19 protein-coding genes are annotated in these 21196 nt (G+C 71.8%); 7 read left to right on the top strand and 12 right to left on the bottom strand.

Features of this window, described 5'->3' with window-relative positions:
- The first annotated feature begins 81 nt into the window (after positions 1–81).
- Genes tkt through pgl form a run of 4 tightly spaced genes read left to right on the top strand, consistent with a single transcriptional unit; the run spans position 82 to position 5735 of the window.
- Complete coding sequence (gene tkt, locus FBY23_RS13680; protein WP_141798642.1) at positions 82–2193, top strand: transketolase; 2112 nt, start codon at positions 82–84, stop codon at positions 2191–2193.
- Between the two features lie 43 nt (positions 2194–2236).
- Positions 2237–3355 (top strand): transaldolase, encoded by a 1119-nt coding sequence (gene tal, locus FBY23_RS13675; RefSeq protein ID WP_141798641.1) that lies wholly within the window; start codon positions 2237–2239, stop codon positions 3353–3355.
- 5 nt (positions 3356–3360) lie between these two features.
- A complete protein-coding gene (gene pgi / locus FBY23_RS13670) occupies positions 3361–5007 on the top strand; it encodes a glucose-6-phosphate isomerase (protein WP_141798640.1) in 1647 nt (548 codons plus the stop codon).
- Positions 5004–5735, top strand: a complete 732-nt coding sequence (pgl, locus tag FBY23_RS13665; protein ID WP_141798639.1) for a 6-phosphogluconolactonase — start codon at positions 5004–5006, stop codon at positions 5733–5735. Before pgi ends, pgl begins: the two co-directional genes overlap by 4 nt.
- Positions 5736–5760: 25 nt before the next feature.
- On the opposite strand, the gene FBY23_RS13660 is transcribed toward pgl, so the two are convergent.
- The 9 genes from FBY23_RS13660 to uvrC form a co-directional block, all read right to left on the bottom strand.
- The gene (locus FBY23_RS13660) at positions 5761–6120 is read right to left on the bottom strand and encodes an RNA polymerase-binding protein RbpA (RefSeq protein WP_141007576.1); all 360 of its coding nucleotides are present in this window, start codon (positions 6118–6120) and stop codon (positions 5761–5763) included.
- 65 nt (positions 6121–6185) lie between these two features.
- Positions 6186–6422: a preprotein translocase subunit SecG gene (gene secG, locus FBY23_RS13655; protein ID WP_141798638.1), complete on the bottom strand. Its 237-nt coding sequence runs from the start codon at positions 6420–6422 to the stop codon at positions 6186–6188.
- A 27-nt stretch (positions 6423–6449) separates the two neighbouring features.
- Positions 6450–7268: a triose-phosphate isomerase gene (gene tpiA / locus FBY23_RS13650; protein ID WP_141798637.1), complete on the bottom strand. Its 819-nt coding sequence runs from the start codon at positions 7266–7268 to the stop codon at positions 6450–6452.
- Positions 7268–8482, bottom strand: a complete 1215-nt coding sequence (locus FBY23_RS13645) for a phosphoglycerate kinase (protein WP_260805954.1) — start codon at positions 8480–8482, stop codon at positions 7268–7270. Before FBY23_RS13645 ends, tpiA begins: the two co-directional genes overlap by 1 nt.
- 4 nt (positions 8483–8486) lie before the next feature.
- Positions 8487–9485: a type I glyceraldehyde-3-phosphate dehydrogenase gene (gene gap, locus FBY23_RS13640; protein ID WP_141798636.1), complete on the bottom strand. Its 999-nt coding sequence runs from the start codon at positions 9483–9485 to the stop codon at positions 8487–8489.
- Between the two features lie 89 nt (positions 9486–9574).
- Positions 9575–10561 (bottom strand): DNA-binding protein WhiA, encoded by a 987-nt coding sequence (whiA, locus tag FBY23_RS13635; protein WP_141798635.1) that lies wholly within the window; start codon positions 10559–10561, stop codon positions 9575–9577.
- Between the two features lie 22 nt (positions 10562–10583).
- The gene (gene yvcK / locus FBY23_RS13630; RefSeq protein ID WP_260805953.1) at positions 10584–11564 is read right to left on the bottom strand and encodes a uridine diphosphate-N-acetylglucosamine-binding protein YvcK; all 981 of its coding nucleotides are present in this window, start codon (positions 11562–11564) and stop codon (positions 10584–10586) included.
- Positions 11557–12423: an RNase adapter RapZ gene (gene rapZ, locus FBY23_RS13625; RefSeq protein WP_222117816.1), complete on the bottom strand. Its 867-nt coding sequence runs from the start codon at positions 12421–12423 to the stop codon at positions 11557–11559. The genes yvcK and rapZ overlap by 8 nt, the downstream gene beginning before the upstream one ends.
- Positions 12416–14374, bottom strand: coding sequence for an excinuclease ABC subunit UvrC (uvrC, locus tag FBY23_RS13620; RefSeq protein ID WP_141798633.1), 1959 nt, complete (start codon positions 14372–14374; stop codon positions 12416–12418). Before uvrC ends, rapZ begins: the two co-directional genes overlap by 8 nt.
- 67 nt (positions 14375–14441) lie before the next feature.
- Here uvrC and FBY23_RS13615 point away from each other — a divergent pair, with 67 nt between their 5' ends.
- On the top strand, positions 14442–15815 hold the full coding sequence (locus FBY23_RS13615; protein WP_186348231.1) for a pyridine nucleotide-disulfide oxidoreductase: 1374 nt from the start codon (positions 14442–14444) through the stop codon (positions 15813–15815).
- Here FBY23_RS13615 and FBY23_RS13610 read toward each other — a convergent pair.
- The 3 genes from FBY23_RS13610 to uvrA are packed head-to-tail and all read right to left on the bottom strand — an operon-like array spanning position 15716 to position 19681.
- Positions 15716–16144, bottom strand: coding sequence for a Rieske (2Fe-2S) protein (locus FBY23_RS13610; RefSeq protein ID WP_141798632.1), 429 nt, complete (start codon positions 16142–16144; stop codon positions 15716–15718). The two genes, FBY23_RS13615 and FBY23_RS13610, sit on opposite strands and share 100 nt — an antisense overlap.
- On the bottom strand, positions 16141–16629 hold the full coding sequence (locus FBY23_RS13605; protein ID WP_141798631.1) for a Rieske (2Fe-2S) protein: 489 nt from the start codon (positions 16627–16629) through the stop codon (positions 16141–16143). Before FBY23_RS13605 ends, FBY23_RS13610 begins: the two co-directional genes overlap by 4 nt.
- Before the next feature lie 34 nt (positions 16630–16663).
- Positions 16664–19681, bottom strand: coding sequence for an excinuclease ABC subunit UvrA (uvrA, locus tag FBY23_RS13600; protein ID WP_141798630.1), 3018 nt, complete (start codon positions 19679–19681; stop codon positions 16664–16666).
- A gap of 148 nt (positions 19682–19829) precedes the next feature.
- On the opposite strand from uvrA, the gene FBY23_RS13595 reads away from it, so the two are divergent.
- Together FBY23_RS13595 and FBY23_RS13590 are read left to right on the top strand one after the other, a co-directional pair.
- Positions 19830–20525 carry a maleylpyruvate isomerase family mycothiol-dependent enzyme gene (locus FBY23_RS13595; protein WP_160158235.1) on the top strand — a complete coding sequence of 232 codons (696 nt, stop codon included), beginning with the start codon at positions 19830–19832 and terminating at the stop codon, positions 20523–20525.
- Positions 20522–21193: an MBL fold metallo-hydrolase gene (locus FBY23_RS13590; RefSeq protein ID WP_141798628.1), complete on the top strand. Its 672-nt coding sequence runs from the start codon at positions 20522–20524 to the stop codon at positions 21191–21193. The genes FBY23_RS13595 and FBY23_RS13590 overlap by 4 nt, the downstream gene beginning before the upstream one ends.
- The last annotated feature ends 3 nt before the right edge of the window (positions 21194–21196 follow it).

Below are 21196 nucleotides of genomic sequence, written 5' to 3'. Positions count from 1 at the left end.
CCGTGGTGTCCGTCCGGCAGCCCGCCGGACGGGCACCACGCGGTTGTCCCTCCGCGCACGCCGCTCGGTAGGCTCGGAGCCATGATCCCGGAGCTCGAGTGGACCGACCTCGACCGCAAGGCTGTTGACACCGCCCGCGTCCTCGCGATGGACGCCGTGCAGAAGGTCGGCAACGGCCACCCGGGTACGGCGATGAGCCTGGCTCCCGCTGCCTACCTGCTGTTCCAGAAGGTGATGCGGCACGACCCCGCCGACCCGGCCTGGATCGCCCGCGACCGGTTCGTCCTGTCCTGCGGCCACTCCTCGATCACGCTCTACACCCAGCTCTTCCTCGGCGGCTTCGGCCTCGAGCTCGGCGACCTCGAGGCCCTGCGGACCTGGGGCAGCAAGACCCCGGGCCACCCCGAGTACGGCCACACCGCCGGTGTCGAGGTCACCACCGGCCCGCTCGGCCAGGGCCTGGCCAACGCGGTCGGCATGGCGATGGCCGCCCGGCGCGAGAAGGGCCTGCTCGACCCGGAGGCCGGCGACGGCCCGTCCCTGTTCGACCACCACGTCTACGTCCTCGCCTCCGACGGCGACCTCGAGGAGGGCGTCAGCAGCGAGGCGTCCTCGATCGCCGGCACCCAGGAGCTCGGCAACCTCACCGTCGTCTACGACGCCAACCGGATCTCGATCGAGGGCGACACCCACATCGCGTTCAACGAGGACGTCGCGAAGCGCTACGAGGCCTACGGCTGGCACGTCCAGACGGTCGACTGGACTGGCAACGACCACAACGACCTGGCCCACTACGAGGAGGACGTGCCGGCGCTGTACGACGCCCTCAAGGTCGCCGACGAGGTCACCGACAAGCCGTCACTGATCGTCCTCAAGACCGTCATCGCGTGGCCCGCGCCCAACGCGCAGAACACCGAGGCCGCCCACGGCTCCGCGCTCGGCGCCGACGAGGTCGCGGCCACCAAGAAGGTGCTGGGTTTCGACCCGGAGAAGACCTTCGAGGTCCCTGCCGACGTCCTGGTCCACACCCGTGGTCTGGTCGAGCGCGGCAAGGCCTGGCAGACCAAGTGGCAGACCGAGCGGGACGCCTGGGCCGAGGCGAACCCGGAGCAGGCCGCGCTGCTGCACCGGATGAAGGACCGCCGCCTGCCCGACGGCATCGAGGAGGCCCTGCCGGTGTTCGAGGCCGACGCCAAGGGCGTCGCGACCCGGGCCGCGTCCGGCAAGGTCATCAACGCCATCGCCGGCGTGATGCCCGAGCTGTGGGGCGGCTCCGCCGACCTCGCCGGCTCCAACAACACGACCATCAAGGACGCCAAGTCCTTCCTCCCGCTCGACCGCGGCGTCGAGGAGTGGCCGGCCGACCCCTACCAGGGCCGCGTGCTCCACTTCGGCATCCGCGAGCACGGCATGGGCGCGATCATGAACGGCATCGCCGTCCACGGCGGCACCCGCGTCTTCGGCGGCACCTTCCTCACCTTCTCCGACTACATGCGCGGCGCGGTCCGCGTGGGCGCGCTGATGGGCGCCCCGGTCGTGCACGTGTGGACGCACGACTCGATCGGACTCGGCGAGGACGGCCCGACCCACCAGCCGATCGAGCACCTCGCCGCCCTGCGCGCGATCCCCGGCCTCGACGTCGTCCGTCCGGCCGACGCCAACGAGACGGCCGCCGCCTGGCTGCAGGTGCTCCGCAACAGCGACCGTCCCGCCGGCCTGATCCTGAGCCGCCAGAACGTCCCGACCTTCCCCCGCGGCGCCGAGGGCTATGCGACCACCGACGACGTGGCCAAGGGCGGCTACGTCCTGCTCGAGGCCGAGGGCGGCCAGCCCGACGTCGTCCTGATCGCGACCGGCTCCGAGGTGCAGTACGCCGTCGCGGCCCGCGCCCAGCTCGCGGCCGAGGGCATCCACGCCCGGGTGGTCTCGATGCCCTGTCTCGAGTGGTTCGACGCGCAGACCCAGGCCTACCGTGACAGCGTGATCCCGCCGACCGTCAAGGCGCGGGTGTCCGTCGAGGCCGGCATCAAGCAGGGCTGGCGCGAGTACGTCGGCGACAAGGGCCGGATCGTCAGCATCGAGCACTACGGTGCGAGCGCGGACGCCGGAACCCTGTTCCGCGAGTTCGGGTTCACGCCCGAGGCGGTCGTCCAGGCCGCCCGCGAGAGCATCGCGGCGGCTGCCCGGGACTGAACCGGGCACCGCACCACAGAAGCCACCGCAGAAGGAGGAACCGATGACTGATCGACTCAAGGCCCTCGCTGACGCGGGGGTGTCCATCTGGCTCGACGACCTGTCGCGCGAGCGGATCGAGACCGGCAACCTCGCCGACCTCGTCCGCGAGCGCTCGGTCGTCGGCGTGACGACCAACCCGACGATCTTCGCCGGGGCGATCGCCAACGGTGAGCGGTACGACGCCCAGGTGCGTCAGCTCGTCGAGGGCGGCATGGGCGTGGACCAGGTGATCTTCGCGCTCACCACCGACGACGTCCGCAACGCGTGCGACGTGCTCGCGCCGGTGGCTGCCGGCCACCCGGCCGACGGCCGGGTCTCGATCGAGGTCGAGCCGACCCTGGCCAACGACACCGACGCCACCATCGCCTCCGCGAAGGCGCTGTGGGCCGCCGTCGACCGCCCGAACGCGCTGATCAAGATCCCGGCGACCCTCGAGGGCCTGCCTGCGATCACGGCGACCATCGCGGCCGGGATCAGCGTCAACGTCACCCTGATCTTCTCCGTCGAGCGCTACCGCGCCGTCATGGACGCCTACCTCGCCGGCCTCGAGCAGGCCCGCGACGCCGGCATCGACCTCGGCACGATCCAGTCGGTCGCGTCCTTCTTCGTCTCGCGAGTCGACACCGAGATCGACGCTCGCCTCGACAAGATCGGCACCGACGAGGCACTCGCCCTGCGGGGCCGGGCGGCCGTGGCCAACGCCCGGCTCGCCTACGCGGCGTTCGAGGAGGTCCTCGCCTCCGACCGCTGGCAGGCGCTGGCGGCGGCCGGCGCGAACCCGCAGCGCCCGCTGTGGGCCTCGACCGGCGTGAAGAACCCGGCGTACCCCGACACCCTCTACGTCACCGACCTCGTCGTGGCCGACACGGTCAACACGATGCCGGAGAAGACGCTGATGGCGTTCGCCGACCACGGTGACGTGACGGGCGACCAGGTCAGCGGCAAGGGTGCGGACGCCCAGGAGGTCTTCGACCGGCTGTCGGCTGCCGGGATCGACCTCGACGACGTGTTCCGGGTCCTCGAGACCGAGGGCGTCGACAAGTTCAAGGTCTCCTGGACCGAGCTGGTCGCCACCGTCGAGGCGCAGATGGCGGCGACTTCGGGCCGGGCCGGAGCCTGACCTCCGTGGGCGCGGCTCCCGTCGACCCGACCACGACCGAGGCCTGGGGCCGGCTCGCCGACCTCGCCTCGGACTTCCGGCCCGACCTGCGCCGGATGCTCGCCGACCCCGAGTGGGTGACGAGGTCCACCGTGCAGGCGGGCGACCTGCGCGTCGACCTGTCCAAGAACCTGGTCACCCCGGAGATCTGGAAGGCGCTCCAGGCGCTGGCCGGCGAGGTCGACCTCCCGACTCAGCGCGACGCGATGTTCCGCGGCGAGCACATCAACGTCACCGAGGACCGAGCGGTGCTCCACACCGCCCTGCGGCGCGCGGCGGGCTCCGACCTCGAGGTCGGCGGCGCCGACGTCGTGGAGCAGGTCCGGGCCGTGCTGCGCCGGGTCTACGCGTTCGCTGACGACGTCCGCTCCGGCGCCTGGCGCGGGTTCACCGGGCAGCCGATCCGCACGGTCGTCAACATCGGCATCGGCGGCTCCGACCTCGGACCGGTGATGGCCTACGAGGCGCTGAAGCCCTACGTGCAGGCTGGCCTGGAGTGCCGGTTCATCAGCAACATCGACCCGACCGACGCGGCGCAGGAGCTGGCCGGCCTCGACCCCGCCACGACGCTCTTCATCGTCTCCAGCAAGACCTTCGGGACCCTGGAGACCCTCACCAACGCCCGGCTGTGCCGGGCCTGGCTGCTCGAGGGCCTCGGCGCCGGCGACGAGGCGGTCGCGCGCCACTTCGTCGCGGTCTCCACAGCGCTCGACAAGGTCGAGGCCTTCGGCATCGACCCGGCCAACGCCTTCGGGTTCTGGGACTGGGTCGGCGGGCGCTACTCCGTCGACTCCGCGATCGGCACGTCGCTCGCGGTGGCGATCGGTCCCGAGCGGTTCGAGGAGTTCCTCGGCGGCTTCCGGGCCGTCGACGACCACTTCGTCTCGGCGCCGGTCGAGCACAACGTGCCGATGCTGATGGGCCTGCTGAACGTCTGGTACACCAACTTCCTCGGTGCCCAGTCCCACGCCGTCCTGCCGTACTCCCAGCTGCTGCACCGGTTCCCGGCGTACCTCCAGCAGCTCACCATGGAGTCCAACGGCAAGAGCGTGCGCTGGGACGGCTCCCCCGTCACCACCGACACCGGCGAGGTCTTCTGGGGCGAGCCCGGCACCAACGGGCAGCACGCGTTCTACCAGCTCATCCACCAGGGCACTCGGCTCATCCCCGCCGACTTCATCGGCTTCGCCACGCCGGCGTACCCGCTCGCCGACGGCGACACCGACGTGCACGAGCTGCTACTGGCCAACTTCCTCGCCCAGACGAAGGCGCTGGCGTTCGGCAAGACGGCCGAGGAGGTCCGCGCGGAGGGCACTGCGGAGGCGATCGTCGCGGCCCGGGTGTTCTCGGGCAACCGGCCCACCACCTCGATCATGGCGCCGGCGCTGACGCCGTCCGTGCTCGGCCAGCTGATCGCGCTCTACGAGCACATCACCTTCACCCAGGGCGCCGTGTGGGGCATCGACAGCTTCGACCAGTGGGGCGTCGAGCTCGGCAAGCAGCTCGCGCTGCAGATCGCCCCGGGCCTCGCCGGCGACGCCGCCGTCCTCGCCGAGCAGGACGCGTCCACGCGGGCGATGATCGACTACTACCGGGAGCACCGCGCACCATGACCGAGACCCCGCCACCCCTCGTCGAGGTCCACCCCGACGCCGACACCCTCGCGACCGCCGTGGCCGGCGAGCTCCTCAACCGGATCGCCGACGCCCAGGCCGCCGGGCACGTGCCGAACGTCGGGCTCACCGGAGGCACGATCGCGGACGCCGTCCACCGCGAGATCGCCCGCCTCGCCCCCGCGTCCGGGGTCGACTGGGGCGCCGTCGTGCTCTGGTTCGGCGACGAGCGCTTCGTCGCGGCCGACTCCCCCGACCGCAACCTCAACCAGGCCAGGACCGCCTTCCTCGACGAGGTCGGCGCGCACCGGGTGCACACCGCCCCCTCCTCGACCGAGGTGGGCTCCGCCGAGGAGTCCGCGACGGCGTACGCCGACACGCTCCGTGCCGACGGCAGCGGCGACTTCGACGTGCTGATGCTCGGCCTCGGTCCGGACGGCCACGTCGCCTCGCTGTTCCCCGGGCATCCCGGGCTCGAGGCCACGGGCACCATCACCGTCGCCGTGCACGACTCCCCCAAGCCGCCACCGGACCGCGTCAGCCTGACCTTCGAGGCCCTCAACCGCTCACAGTCGGTGTGGTTCCTGGTCAGCGGCGAGGGCAAGGCCGACGCCGTACGACGAGCGCTCGCCGACGAGGGCTCGATCGCCGAGACGCCCGCCCGGGGCGTCACCGGCACCGCCGAGACCGTCTGGTTCCTCGACCGCGACGCCGCCAGCCAGCTCTAGGAGCCTGCTGGAGCGTACTGACGCCTCAGAAGATGATCTCGCCGGACTTCCGGCGCGACCGGAGCAGCTGGATCGCCTCGTCGAGGATGACCTCCGCCTCCTTGTCGGAGCGGCGCTCCTTCACGTAGGCGAGGTGGGTCTTGTAGGGCTCGATCTTCGGTGCCGGCGGCGCGTTCTCCGAGTCGAGGCCGGCGGGCAGGCCGCACTTGGGGCAGTCCCACGAGTCCGGGACGGACGCCTCGACGGAGAAGGTGATCACCGAACGGTGGTCGTTCGCACAGAAGTACGTGACCGCCTGACGAGGCGCGGCCTCACCGCGCTCGGCCTCGCCCATCGGACCCGCACCGACGCGACTACCGCGGATCGCGTTCCCACCACCAGCCAACGGATTCTCTCCTCAAGCCCTCGGACGACCCGGTGCCCGGGTCGGTTGCAAAGCGATCTGTGCTGTCAGTTCTGATAGGCGAGCAGGAGGCCCAGCGCGATCACGCAGGCGAACCAGATCACGCCGATGCCGACCGTGAACCGGTCGAGATTGCGCTCAGCGACCGAGGATCCGCCGAGCGAGCTCGACACACCGCCACCGAACATGTCCGAGAGACCACCGCCGCGCCCCTTGTGCAGGAGCACGAGCAGGATCATGATCAGGCTCGTCACGATGAGCAGCACAGTCAGAAGCGTCGACACGCCAGGAATCCTACGTCAGGCCCGGTGCTAGGACAGCACCGGCATGTCGTAGAACCGGCAGATTCCCCCGAACTCGTCGGCCTCCAGGCTCGCGCCACCCACGAGAGCGCCGTCGACGTCGGCCTTGGCCATGATGCCGGCGACGTTCGCGGCCTTCACCGAGCCGCCGTAGAGGATCCGGACGGCGTCCGCCGCCTCGTCGCCGTGGCTCTTGCGGACCTGCTCGCGAATGGCCGCGCAGACCTCCTGCGCGTCGTCGGGGGTCGCGACCTCGCCGGTGCCGATCGCCCAGACCGGCTCGTAGGCGATGACCAGTCCGGCGACCTGCTTCTTGGTCAGGCCGTCGAGGGAGCCCTCGACCTGGGCGTTGGTGAACTCGACGTGCCCGCCCGCCTGGCGGACCTCGAGGCCCTCGCCGACGCACACGATGGGCGTGATCTTCTCGGCCAGGGCCGCCTTGGCCTTGGCGTTGACGACCGCGTCGGTCTCGGCGTGGTACTGACGTCGCTCGGAGTGGCCGACCACGACGTACGAGCACCCCAGCTTGGCGAGCATCGCCGCCGAGATCTCGCCGGTGTAGGCACCGCCGGCGTGCTGGGAGACGTCCTGGGCGCCGTACCGGATGGAGAGGCGGTCGCCGTCGATCAGCGTCTGCACCGACCGGATGTCGGTGAAGGGCGGGATCACCGCGACCTCGACCTTGCCGTAGTCGTGCCGCTTGTCGGACAGCGTCCACGCCAGCTTCTGCACGAGCACCACGGCCTCGGCGTGGTTGAGGTTCATCTTCCAGTTGCCCGCCATGAGCGGGGTGCGCGCAGCCCCGGTGGTTGAGCTTGTCGAAACCATCAGTCCTCCAGAACCGTGATGCCGGGGAGTTCCTTGCCCTCGAGGTACTCGAGGCTCGCACCGCCGCCGGTCGAGATGTGGCCGAACGCGGCCTCGTCGAACCCGAGGGTGCGTACGGCGGCCGCGGAGTCGCCGCCGCCCACGACCGAGAGGCCGTCGACCTTGGTCAGCGCATCGGCGACGGCCCGGGTGCCCTCGGCGAAGGCGGGCTGCTCGAAGACGCCCATCGGGCCGTTCCAGAAGACCGTCCGCGCGTCGGCGAGCGCGGCCGCGAAGGCCTTGCCGGACTCGGGACCGATGTCGAGGCCGAGGCTGTCGGCCGGGATGGCGTCGGCAGCGACGACGCGGGCCGAGGCCTCGTCGCCGAAGCTGTCGGCCACGACGATGTCGGTGGGCAGCACGATCTCGACGCCGAGCTCCTTCGCGCGGTCCTGGTAGGCGCGCACGGTGTCGAGCTGGTCCTCCTCGAGCAGGCTGTTGCCGACCTCGAGGCCGTCGGCGCGCAAGAAGGTGAACACCATGCCGCCGCCGATGAGCAGCTTGTCGGCCTTGCCGAGAAGGTTGTCGATCACGCCGAGCTTGTCGGAGACCTTCGACCCGCCGAGCACGACGACGTACGGGCGCTCCGGGTCCACGGTGAGGCGACGCAGCACCTCGACCTCGGCTGCGACCAGGCCGCCCATGGCGTGCGGGAGGCGCTGCGCGACGTCGTACACGCTGGCCTGCTTGCGGTGCACGACACCGAAGCCGTCGGACACGAAGGCCCCGTCAGCACCGGCCAGGCCGGCGAGCTGGTCGGCGAAGGCACCGCGCTCGGCGTCGTCCTTGCTGGTCTCGCCGGCGTTGAACCGGACGTTCTCGAGCAGCGCCACCTGGCCGTCCTGCAGCGCGGTCACGGTCTCCCGGGCCGAGGCGCCGACGGTGTCGGTCGCGAAGGCGACGGGGGCGCCGAGCAGCTCGCCGAGGCGGGCGGCCACGGGCGCGAGGGAGTAGGCCGGGTCCGGCTCGCCCTTCGGCCGGCCGAGGTGCGCCATGACGACCACGCGGGCGCCGGCGTCGGCCAGCGCCCGGATCGTCGGGACGCTCGCCCGGATCCGGCCGTCGTCGGTGATCCGGGTGCCGTCGAGCGGCACGTTGAGGTCCGAGCGGACCAGGACCCGCTTGCCGCTGACACTGTCCAGGAACTCGCGGCGAAGGCCGTTGAACTCAGTCACGGGGTCAGAGCGTAGTGCCCACGTGCGTGATCAGGTCGGCCAGCCGGTTGGAGTAGCCCCACTCGTTGTCGTACCAGCCCGCGACCTTGACCTGGTTGCCGATCACCTTCGTCAACGGCGCGTCGAAGATGCACGAGGCCGGGTTGGTCACGATGTCGGAGGACACGATCGGGTCGGTCGAGTAGACCAGGTAACGGCCGTCGGCAGCCGCCTTCACGATCGCGTTGACCTCCTCCACACTCGTCTCCCGCGACGCCTCGAACGAGAGGTCGGTCAACGAGCCCGTCGGGGTCGGCACCCGCAGCGCGTAGCCGTCGAGGCGCCCCTTGAGCTCGGGCAGCACCAGCCCGATCGCCTTCGCCGCACCCGTCGAGGTCGGGATGATGTTCAACGCCGCCGCCCGGGCCCGGCGCAGGTCCTTGTGGATGTTGTCCTGCAGGTTCTGGTCCGCGGTGTAGGCGTGCACCGTGGTCATCAGACCCTTCACGATGCCCAGGCCGTCGTTGAGCGCCTTGGCCATCGGACCCAGGCAGTTCGTCGTGCACGAGGCGTTCGAGATCACCGTGTGCGCGGCCGGGTCGTAGGCCTCGTGGTTGACGCCCATCACGATCGTCACGTCCTCGTTCGAGGCCGGCGCCGAGATGATCACCTTCCTCGCCCCGCCGCCGTCGACGTGCGCCCGCGCCTTGGTCGCGTCGGTGAAGAACCCGGTCGACTCGACCACGACGTCGACCCCCAGCTCGCCCCACCGCAGCGCGGCCGGGTCCCGCTCGGCCGAGACCTTGATCTCCGCGTCGCCCACCACGATCACGCCGTCACTGGCGTGCACGTCGGCATCCAGCGGCCCCAGGATCGAGTCGTACTTCAGCAGGTGGGCCAGGGTCGCGGTGTCCGTCAGGTCGTTGACACCGACGATCTCGATGTCCGCACCACCCGCGCGCACCGCGCGGAAGAAGTTGCGGCCGATCCGACCGAAGCCGTTGATGCCTACGCGAACAGTCACTGCGAACCTCCTGGGAGAGCGGGACCTTGCCGGTCCTCCGACCCTATCCCGGAGGCTCCAACCGCGTCAGCGGTCGCGCGCGGGGCGGCTCAGGCGTCGCCGGCGAGCATCTCGGGCGTCAGCGACGCCTCGGTGTCCGGTACGCCGAGCTCCTCGGCCCGCTTGTCGGCCATGGCCAGCAGCCGGCGGATCCGGCCGGCGATGGCGTCCTTGGTCAGCACTGGGTCGTGCAGCTGACCGAGCTCCTCGAGCGAGGCCTGCTTGTGCTCGAGGCGCAGCTCGCCGGCCATCTTCAGGTGGTCGGGGACCTCGTCGCCGAGGATCTCCATGGCCCGGTGCACCCGGGCGCCGGCGGTGACGGCGGCGCGGGCGGAGCGGCGCAGGTTGGCGTCGTCGAAGTTCGCGAGCCGGTTGGCGGTGGCCCGGACCTCGCGCCGCATCCGGCGCTCCTCCCACGCCATCAGCGTCTCGTGGGCGCCGAGCCGCGCGAGCAGCTGGCCGATGGCGTCGCCGTCGCGGATGACCACCCGGTCCACGCCACGCACCTCGCGGGCCTTGGCCTGGATGCCGAGGCGGCGGGCGACGCCGACGAGGGCGAGCGCGGCCTCGGAGCCGGGGCAGGTGACCTCGAGGGACGAGGAGCGGCCGGGCTCGGTGAGCGAGCCGTGGGCCAGGAACGCACCGCGCCAAGCGGCCACGGCGTCGCAGGCGCCACCGGACACGACGGCGGGCGGCAGGCCGCGGACCGGGCGGCCGCGCTGGTCGAGCAGGCCGGTCTGGCGGGCCAGCGCCTCGCCGTCCTTGACGACCCGCACGATGTAGCGGCTGCCCTTGCGCAGGCCGTTGCCCTGCACCATGACGACCTCGGAGCCCTGGCCGTAGATCTCGGAGATGTCCTTGCGGAGGCGGCGTGCGGCCGCACCCGTGTCGAGCTCGGCCTCGACGACGATCCGGCCGCCCACGATGTGAAGCCCGCCGGCGAAGCGCAGCATCGAGGCGACCTCGGCCTTGCGGCAGCAGACCTTCGTCACCGGGATGTTGGCGAGCTCCGCCTTGACCTGTGCCGTCATCGCCATAGGGGCGATCCTCCCACGCGGGTCAACAACCCCACTCGGCGCTGCCGAAGACGTGGGCGTACGCCGTGGCGAGCCTCACGGGATCGTGCCGCGGCGTCCCGTCGCCGATCGCCAGGTCGTCGATGACGAGCCGGGCACCGAGGGCCGCGACCGTCTCCTCGAGCTCGGCGAGGTCGTCGGCGACCGAGGTGCGGTCGGCCAGCACCACGTCGATGCCCAGGTCCGGGGCGTGCTCGGCGAGAACGGCCAGGTGGTCGGCCGGCCCGAAGCCGCCGGTCTCGCCGGCCTGCTCCTCGAGGTTGAGCACGACGACCACGCGGGCGTCGGTCGCGACGAGGGACTCGCGCAGCCGCCGGACGAGCAGGTGCGGCAGCACGCTGCTGAACCACGAGCCGGGCCCGAGGACCACCCAGTCGGCAGCGCCGATCGCGTCCAGAACCGCGGGACTCACCTCCGGGTCGGCGGGCTCGAGGGCGATCGCGGCGATCACGCCGTCGGTGGTGGCGACCTCGACCTGTCCCCGCACCGCGGTGAGGGCGTCGGGATCGCCGGCGACCAGGCCGCGCACCTCGGCGGTGATGTCCATCGGCGTCATCGCCATCGGCAGCACCCGGCCCTTGGCGCCGAGCAGCCGGCCGACCCAGTCGAGGGCGTCGACGTGGTCGCCGAGCAGCTCCCACAGGCCGACGATGAGCAGGTTGCCGACCACGTGGCCGCGCATCTCGCCGTCGCCCTCGAAGCGGTGCTGCAGCACCTTCGCCCAGGTGTCGCCCCACTCGTCGTCGCCGCACAGCGCGGCCAGCGCCATCCGCAGGTCGCCGGGCGGCAGCACGCCGAACTCGCCACGCAGCCGGCCCGACGAGCCGCCGTTGTCGGCGACGGTGACCACGGCGGTCAGCTCGTCGACGGTCAGGTCGTCGACGAGGTGGCGCAGGGCGCTGAGGGAGGCGTGCAGGCCGTGCCCGCCGCCGAGCGCCACGACCGCCTGCGCGCGCTCACTCACGGCCCAGGTCGCGGTGGATGGCGCGGGCGACGTACCCCTGCTCCCCCAGCCGGCGGGCGATCTCCTCGGTCATCGCCACGCTGCGGTGCTTGCCGCCGGTGCAGCCGATCGCGACCCGCATGAATCGCTTGCCCTCGCGCAGGTAGCCCTCCGCGACCCCGGACAGCAGGGGGACGTAGGCATCGACGAACTCGGCGGCACCCGGCCGGCCGAGGACGTACGCCGACACCTCGGCGTCCTGCCCGGTGCGGGGTCGCAGCTCGGGGACCCAGTGCGGGTTGGGCAGGAACCGCATGTCGGCGACGTGGTCGGCATCGACCGGGATGCCGTACTTGAAGCCGAAGCTGATCACCGAGACCCGCAGCTGCGTCGTCTCGCGGGTGCCGAAAGACTCCGCGATCCGGTCGGTGAGCTGGTGCACGTTGAGGCTGCTGGTGTCGATGACCAGGTCGGCCTCGGAGCGCAGGTCGGCGAGGACGCCGCGCTCGCGCTGGAGCCCGTCGAGCAGCCTGCCGCCCCCCTGCAGCGGGTGCGGGCGCCGCGCGGCCTCCTGGCGGCGGACCAGCACGTCGTCGGTCGCGTCGAGGAAGACCAGGGTGGTGACCCGGCCGGCGACGCCGTGGGCGATCGCGCTGCGCAGGCCCTGGAAGAAGGAGCCGGACCGGACATCGACCACGACCGCGACCGGCTGGGCCGGGCCGTGGCTCTCGTCGACGAGGCGGACCACCTCGGGCAGCAGACCGGGCGGGAGGTTGTCGACGACGAAGAAGCCGAGGTCCTCGAGCTCCTTGGCCGCGGTGCTGCGGCCGGCACCGGTCATGCCGGTGACGACCACGAGCTGACCGTGCGTCTCATCCATGGGCGTCATTGTGCCCAGTTCCGCCGTCGAGGGCCTCCTTGATGGCGGTGGCCGTGCGCGGCCCCACCCCGGGGACGGCGGCGATCTCCTCCACGGTGGCGGCACGCAGCTTGCGCAGCGAGCCGAAGTGGCGCAGCAGCGTCTTGCGGCGTACCTCCCCCAGGCCTGGTACGTCGTCGAGCAGGCTCTCGACCATCGACTTGGAGCGGCGGTTGCGGTGGTGCGTGATGGCGAACCGGTGGGCCTCGTCGCGGATCCGCTGCAGCAGGTAGAGACCCTCGGAGGTGCGCGGCAGGATGACCGGGTCCTCCTCGCCCGGCACCCAGACCTCCTCGAGCCGCTTGGCGAGGCCGCAGACCGGGATGTCGTCGATGCCGAGCTCGTCGAGCGCCCGCTGGGCCGCGGCAACCTGGGGCGCACCGCCGTCGACCACGACCAGCCCCGGCGCGTAGGCGAACTTCCGCGGCCGGCCGGTGTCGGGGTCGACCAGCATCGGGCCGGTGCCGGCGTCGGGGTCGCCGGGTCGCAGCTCCGAGCGCGCCTGCTCGTCGAGCAGCCGGCGGAACCTGCGGGTGATCACCTCGTGCATCGCCTTGACGTCGTCGGAGCCGTCCTGGTCCTTGATCACGAAGCGGCGGTACTCCCCCTTGCGCGCCAGGCCGTCCTCGAAGACCACCATCGACGCGACGATCTCGGTGCCCTGGATGTGGGAGACGTCGTAGCACTCGATGCGCAGCGGCGCCTCGTCGAGCTCCAGCGCCTCCGCGATCTCGCCGAGCGCGATGTTGCGGGTGGTCAGGTCGCTGGCCCGCTTGGTCTTGTGCAGCGCGAGTGACTCGGTGGCGTTGCGGGCCACCGTCTCCTGCAGCGTCCTCTTGTCGCCGCGTTGCGGGACCCGGATCTCGACCTTCGCGCCACGCAGGTCCGAGAGCAGCTGCTCGAAGGTCGCGTGCTCGGCCGGGAGGGCGGGCACCAGGATCTCCCTGGGGACGGCGTCGCGGACGTCCTCGGGCGCGACGCCGGCGTACAGCTGGAGCAGGAAGTCCTCGACCAGGGCGGCGGTGTCGCCGTCGTCGGTGCGGTCCGCGACCCAGCCCCGCTGGCCGCGGATGCGGCCACCGCGCACGTAGAACACCTGCACCGCGACCTCGAGCGGGTCCTCGGCCAGCGCGATCACGTCGGCGTCCGAGCCGTCGCCGAAGACGACGGCCTGCTTCTCCAGCGCCTTGTTCATCGCGCCGAGGTCGTCGCGCAGCCGCGCGGCCTTCTCGAAGTCGAGGGCGTCGGACGCGGCGTACATCTCCTGCTCGATGCGCCTCATGAACGGACGCGTGCGCCCGGCCATGAACTCGCAGAAGTCGTCGACGATCGCCCGGTGGTCCTCCGGCGTGATGTTGCCGACGCAGGGCGCCGAGCACTTGTCGATGTAGCCGAGCAGGCAGGGCCGCCCGATCTGGCTGGACCGCTTGAACACGCCGTTGCTGCACGAGCGCATCGGGAAGACGCGCAGCAGGATGTCGACGGTCTCGCGGATGGCCCAGGCGTGCCCGTAGGGGCCGAAGTAGCGAGTGCCCTTGCGCTTCGCGCCGCGCCCGACCATCACCCGCGGGAACTCCTCGGACACGGTGACCGCGAGCCACGGGTAGGACTTGTCGTCGCGGTACTTCACGTTGAACCGCGGGTCGTACTCCTTGATCCAGGAGTACTCCAGCTGCAGCGCCTCGACCTCGGTCCCCACGACCGTCCACTCCACCGAGGTCGCGGTCGTGACCATCGTGGCGGTGCGGGGGTGCAGGTTGCCGATGTCCTGGAAGTACGACGACAGCCGGGCGCGCAGGTTCTTCGCCTTGCCGACGTAGATCACCCGCTGGTTGCGGTCACGGAACCGGTAGACCCCCGGCTGGGTGGGGATCGAGCCGGCCTTCGGCCGGTAGCTCAGCGCGGGTGACACGCCCACAACCCTACGGAGCGGCGCCGACACCTCCTTATTCGCGTTAGTCGCGTGCTTTACTACAGTTATGCGATGTCGGGACGCCTACGACTACGAGCTCACCACCGGCCCCCTGGCCGCCGACGCCTACGTCGGCGGGATCCGCGACCTGCTGCGGCTGCGCTCCGGCGCCGCCGACCGGATCGCCGCCTCCGTCGCCCTCGACCCGACCTTCGCCGTCGGGCACGCGGCGCTCGCGCTGCTCGGCCACGAGATGTGCGTCGAGGTCGACATCGCGGCCCGGCTCGCGGACGCCCGGCTGCACGCCGCGCGGGCGAGCGAGCGCGAGCGCAGCCACGTGCACGCGATCGAGCGGCACCTGGTCGGCGACCCGGCGCCGCTGGTGGCCCACCTGGCGTCGTACCCGAGGGATGCGCTGCTGCTCTCGGTCGCCATGCCGACCATCGCGTTCGCCGGCGTCACCGACGTCCCCGAGCAGGCGTGGCGGATCGTGGAGGACGCGGCGCCGGCGTACGGCGACGACCCCTGGATCACCGGCCTGATGGCGTTCGTGCGCCAGGAGCAGCGTCGGTTCGACGACGCGATGGAGCTCTCCTGCCGCTCCCTGGCAGCCGAGCCTTCGGGCGGCCACGCGGCCCATGCCCGGGCGCACGCCCACTACGAGACGGGCGACCACGCGGCCGGGCTGGCGTGGATGGACGGCTGGATCCTCGGCGACGGTGCCTCGACCGACAGCCTCACCCACTTCTCCTGGCACGCCGCCCTGCACGAGCTGTCGATCGGCGACCTCGCAGCGGTCCGCGCGCGGTACGAGCGCCAGCTCCAGCCGCGGCAGGCGGTCGGCTGCCGAGCACTCGTCGACAGCGGGTCGCTGCTGTTCCGTTGGGCGATCACCCCGGACGCCACCGACGTGCCTCCGCTCGCGGAGGTCGTCGCCGACACCGGCCGCGACGTGCTCGAGCGGCCCGGGACGGCGTTCCTGGGTCTGCACGCGGCGGTCGCGCTGCTGGCCACCGGCGACCGGGCGGGCTTGCGGGACCTGGCCGCCTGGTGCGCCCACCACCCGAGTCCGACGCACCGCGAGGTGGTCGCTCCGCTGGCGACGGCGCTGGGCCTGCTCGCGGCCGGTCGCTCCTCGGCCGCCGCCGACCGGCTCGCGGCTCTCGCATCGTCGACGTGGCGACTCGGCGGGTCGGACGCCCAGCGCGAGATCGTCGAGGAGGCTCGGATCGCGGCGCTGCTCCGCGCGGGCCGGTACGACGAGGCGCGGCAGGTCCTCGACGCGCGGCTCGACCGCAGGGTGTCGCCGAGGGATCGCGCGTGGCGCCGGTCGGCCGCCGATCAGGCGGCGAGGATCTTGTTGCCCTCGACCTTGATGTCGACCTTCGCCAATGCCGACGGCGCCGGGCCGCCCTCGACCGCACCGGTGGTCGCGGAGTAGGACGAGCCGTGGTTGGCGCAGTGGATGGTGCCGTCCTCGACCGAGGTCACCAGGAGACCCTGGTGGGTGCACACGGCGCTGAACGCGTCGTACGTCCCCGCGGTGGGCTGGGTGATCACGACCTTCTGGTCGGCCAGGATGATGCCGCCCCCGACCGGGACCTCCGACGTGGTCGCGAGCTCGGTGCCGGCGCTCACCTTCGTCTTCGTCGAGCCGCCGTCGCTGCCGGCGCACCCGGCCAGGGCGGTGGCGACGCCGAGGGCACCCAGGCCGGAGAAGACGATGCGGCGGCTGGCGCGGACCTCACCGATCGTCGTACGCGGCGTCATGCGCGCTGCACCTGCCCGTCGACGACGTTGACCGCGACCGCGGCGAGCGGACCGCTCGCCGGACCGCTCTCCACGGACCCGTCGGCCGCGGAGAACAGGCTGTTGTGGCACGGGCAGTGGATCGAGCCGTCGCTCACCGAGCCGACCAGACAGCCCTGGTGGGTGCACAGCGCCGAGAACGCCTTGTAGTCGCCCGCGGTCGGCTGGGTCACCACGATCTCCTCGGCCTTGAGGACCACGCCACCGCCGACCGGCACGTCGGCCGCGGCGACCAGGCCGGTCGCGCCCCCGGTCGCAGCGCCGGCGTCGGCGGTCGTGGTCGCGGTCGTCGGCGCCGTCGTGGGCGCGGCCGAGGTGGGGTCAGGGGTCGTCGCCGGGTCCGTGGCGGCGGTCGAGTCGTCGCCGCAGGCCGCCAGCAGGGGGACGCCGACACCGAGGGTGGCGGCGCCCGCGAGGGCCCGTCTCCTGCTCACCGAGGAAGTCATGGGCGTCAGGCTACGGTCCGCTCCTGAGAGCGACCTATGAGCCCGCCCTCGCCGCGCTCTTCTTCGCAGGTGCCTTCTTGGCGGGCGCCTTCTTCGCTGCCGTCTTCTTGGCGGCGGCCTTCTTGGCCGGTGCCTTGACCGCCGCTGCCGGGGCCCGCTTGAGGCCCGTCGGCTGGCGCGCGGAGCGTCCCTCGAGCAGCGGCCTGAGGAAGGCGCCGGTGTGGCTGCCCGCGGTCGCCGCGATGTCCTCGGGCGTGCCCTCGGCGACCACGGTGCCGCCGCGGGAGCCACCCTCGGGACCCATGTCGATCAGCCAGTCGGCGGTCTTGATGACGTCGAGGTTGTGCTCGATGACCAGGACGGTGTTGCCCTTGTCGACCAGGCCGGACAGCACGCCGAGCAGCTTGCGGATGTCCTCGAAGTGCAGGCCGGTGGTCGGCTCGTCGAGCACGTAGACCGTGCGCCCGGTGGACCGCTTCTGCAGCTCGGCGGCGAGCTTGACCCGCTGCGCCTCGCCACCGGACAGCGTGGTCGCCGGCTGCCCGAGCCGGACGTAGCCCAGCCCGACCTCGGTCAGTGTGGTCATGTGCCGCGCGATCGCCGGCACGGCGGCGAAGAACTCCTGCGCCTCCTCGATCGGCATGTCGAGGACCTCGGCGATGGTCTTGCCCTTGTAGTGCACCTCCAGCGTCTCGCGGTTGTAGCGGGCGCCGTGGCAGACCTCGCACGGGACGTAGACGTCCGGCAGGAAGTTCATCTCGATCTTGATCGTGCCGTCGCCGGCGCACGCCTCGCAGCGGCCGCCCTTGACGTTGAACGAGAACCGGCCCTGCTGGTAGCCGCGCATCTTCGCCTCGGGCGTCTGCGCGAACAGCTTGCGGACGTGGTCGAAGACGCCGGTGTAGGTCGCCGGGTTGGACCGCGGGGTGCGGCCGATCGGCGACTGGTCGACGTGGATCACCTTGTCGACGTGCTCGAGGCCGGTGATCCTCTGGTGGCGTCCGGGGATGGCGCGGGCGTTGTAGATCTGCTTGGCCAGCGACGTGTAGAGGATGTCGTTGACCAGCGTGGACTTGCCGGAGCCGGACACGCCCGTGACCGCGGTGAAGACGCCGAGCGGGAACGCGACGTCGACGTTCTTCAGGTTGTGCTCGCGGGCGCCGATCACCTTGAGCTCGCGGCCCTTGGTCCGCGGACGGCGGATGGCGGGCACGGGGATCTCGCGACGACCGGAGAGGTACTGCCCGGTCATCGAGTCGGGGTGCTCGAGCAGGTCCTTGACCGTGCCGGAGTGGACGACCTGGCCGCCGTGCTCGCCGGCACCGGGCCCGATGTCGACGATCCAGTCGGCGACCCGGATGGTGTCCTCGTCGTGCTCGACGACGATCAGGGTGTTGCCGAGGTCCTTGAGCCGGACCAGGGTCTCGATCAGCTTCTGGTTGTCTCGCTGGTGGAGACCGATGGACGGCTCGTCGAGGACGTAGAGGACGCCGACCAGGCCGGCGCCGATCTGGGTCGCGAGCCGGATCCGCTGGGCCTCACCGCCCGACAGCGAGCCCGAGGGCCGGTCGAGCGAGAGGTAGTCGAGGCCCACGTCGAGCAGGAAGTTGAGCCGCTCCTGGATCTCCTTGAGCACCCGCTCGCCGATCTGGCGCTCGCGCGGCGACAGGTCGAGGTCGGCGAGGTAGGCGGCGGCCTCGTTGATCGGCAGTGCGCAGACCTCGGCGATGTTCTTGCCGCCGCGTCCGTCAGCACTGTCGCGGGCGCCGAGGGTCACCGACATCGACACTGGCTTGAGCCGGCTGCCGGCGCACACCGGGCACGGGACCTCGCGCATGAAGCCCTCGAACCGCTCCCGGCTGGTGTCGCTCTCGGCCTCGCGGTGGCGGCGCTCGACGTACGTGCGCACGCCCTCGAAGTCGGCGTAGTAGGAGCGCTCGCGGCCGTAGCGGTTGCGGGTGACGACGTGCACCTTGGTCGGGTGGCCCTCGAGGATCGCCTTGCGGGCCTTGGGCGTGAGCTGCTCCCACGGCGTGTCGACGTCGAAGCCGAGCTCCTCGCCGAGCGCGATCAGCAGCCGGCCGAAGTAGTCGGCGACGTGGGCGTGGCTCCACGGCTGCAGCGCACCCTCGGCCAGGGTCGCGGTCGGGTCGGGGACGACCAGCTCGGGGTCGACCTCCATCCGGGTGCCGAGGCCGGTGCAGGCAGGGCAGGCGCCGAAGGGCGAGTTGAACGAGAAGGAGCGCGGCTCGAGGTCGTCGGTTTCGATCGGGTGGTCGTTGGGGCACGCCATCTTCTCGGAGAACTTGAGCTCCTGGCCCCCGGGCTCGGTGCTGTCCACGAGGTCGAACACGACCAGTCCGCCGGCCAGGCCGAGCGCGGTCTCCACGGAGTCGGTGAGCCGGCGCTTGGCCGACTCCTTGACCGCGAGCCGGTCGACGACGACGTCGATGGTGTGCTTGTACTTCTTGTCGAGCGTGGGCGGGTTGTCGAGGTTGTGCGTCTCCCCGTCGACGCGGGCCCGGGAGAAGCCTTGGGACTGCAGCTGACGGAACAGCTCGACGAACTCGCCCTTGCGGCCGCGGACGACCGGCGCCAGCACCTGGAACCGGGTGCCCTCCTCGAGCGCGAGCATCCGGTCGACGATCTGCTGCGGCGTCTGCCGCTCGATCGGCGCGCCGCAGGTCGGGCAGTGGGCGCGGCCGGCTCGGGCGTAGAGCAGACGGAGGTAGTCGTAGACCTCGGTGATCGTGCCGACGGTCGAGCGGGGGTTCTTGGACGTCGACTTCTGGTCGATCGAGACCGCGGGCGAGAGGCCCTCGATGAAGTCGACGTCGGGCTTGTCCATCTGGCCGAGGAACTGTCGGGCGTAGGCCGACAGCGACTCGACGTAGCGCCGCTGGCCCTCGGCGAAGATCGTGTCGAACGCGAGGCTGGACTTGCCCGAGCCGGACAGGCCGGTGAACACGATGAGGGAGTCGCGGGGAAGGTCGATCGAGACGTCCTTGAGGTTGTGCTCGCGTGCCCCACGGATGATCAGCTGATCGGTCACTACCGGTCCCTCTTGAGAGTCTCGACGTCTTCGAACAAGTGTTCGCCATCGTACGCCGGCGGGCAAGCCGCGACGCACAGGGAACAGCCTCTCACCCGGCACCGACACCCGCGCTGTTCGCGCAGGCCGGGATGTGGATGATGGGGGCGTGACCTCCCCCACCTCCACCCTCGCCGCCGCCACCGACCGGCTCCTCGCCACCGCCCGCGCCCTGCCCGCCGCCGACTGGGCCGCCCCGTCGCTGTGCACCGGCTGGAGCCGCGGCCACGTGCTCGCCCACCTCGCGCTCAACGCCGAGAGCCTCGCCGGGGTTCTCCGCGGCATCCGCGACGGTGCTCCGGCGAGCATGTACTCCTCCGACGAGGCGAGGGACGGCGACATCGCCGTGCTCGCCACCGCGACCCCGCAGGAGGTCCTCGCGCGCCTGGTCGCCGGGGCCGCGAGCCTCGCCGCGGTGCTCGACGTCGCCGCCGGATTGGCCCCGGGCACGACCTTCGAGCGCACCCCCGGCGGACGACTGATGTCCGCCAACGCCGTACCGCACCTCCGGCTGAGGGAGGTGGAGATCCACCACGCCGACCTCGGCGCCGGCTACTCCGCCTCCGACTGGCCGCCGAGCACCGCGATGACGTTCCTGCACGACGATGCCGAGCGGTACGACGGCCCCGGCTTCCACGTCGTCGCCACCGACGAGCCCGCCCGCTGGGCCTTCGGCTCCCCCGCCGCCGACGCCCCGACCGTGAGCGGCCCGCTCGGCGCCCTCGCCTGGTGGGCGACCGGCCGCACCGCGGCGCCAGTAGTCTCGAGCACGACCGGAACGCTGCCGAGCCTGGAGGGACGATGAGCTACACCGGAGAGGTCACGGTCGGCGGTCCCGCCGACGTGCGCGAGCTGGCCGGGCTGACCATCACGAAGGTCGCCGTCGACGAGAAGATGTCGAACAACTGCTACCTGCTGCGCTGCACCGACACCGGCGACCAGGTCCTCATCGACGCCGCCGCCTCGCCCGACGTGTTGCTCCCGCTCATCGGCGCGGACGGGCTGTCGGCCGTGCTCACCACCCACCAGCACTGGGACCACCACCGGGCGCTGGCCGACGTCGTACGACAGACGGGGGCGGAGGTCGTCGCGGGTGAGCCCGACGCCGACGCCATCACCGAGCAGACCGGCGTCCCGGTCTCCCGGCGCGTCACCGACGGCGACAGGGTGCCGGTCGGCTCCTGCGAGCTCGAGGTCATCCGGATCACCGGCCACACCCCCGGCTCGATCTGCCTGCTCTACCGCGACCCCGCCGGGCATCCCCACCTGTTCACCGGCGACTCCCTATTCCCCGGCGGCGTCGGCGGGACCTTCGGCGATGCCGATGCGTTCGTGTCGCTGATCGGGGACGTCGAGACGAAGCTGTTCGGCGCGCTGCCGGACGACACGTGGTTCTACCCGGGCCACGGCAACGACTCGCAGCTCGGCGTCGAGCGGCCGCACGTCGCGGAGTGGCGCGAGCGGGGCTGGTAGGCC

Origin of the sequence: Nocardioides sp. SLBN-35 (genome assembly GCF_006715725.1) — a bacterium.
Taxonomy (GTDB): domain Bacteria; phylum Actinomycetota; class Actinomycetes; order Propionibacteriales; family Nocardioidaceae; genus Nocardioides.
The sequence above is the reverse complement of the archived record's forward strand: the minus strand, read 5'-3'. Positions and strand labels throughout refer to the sequence as shown.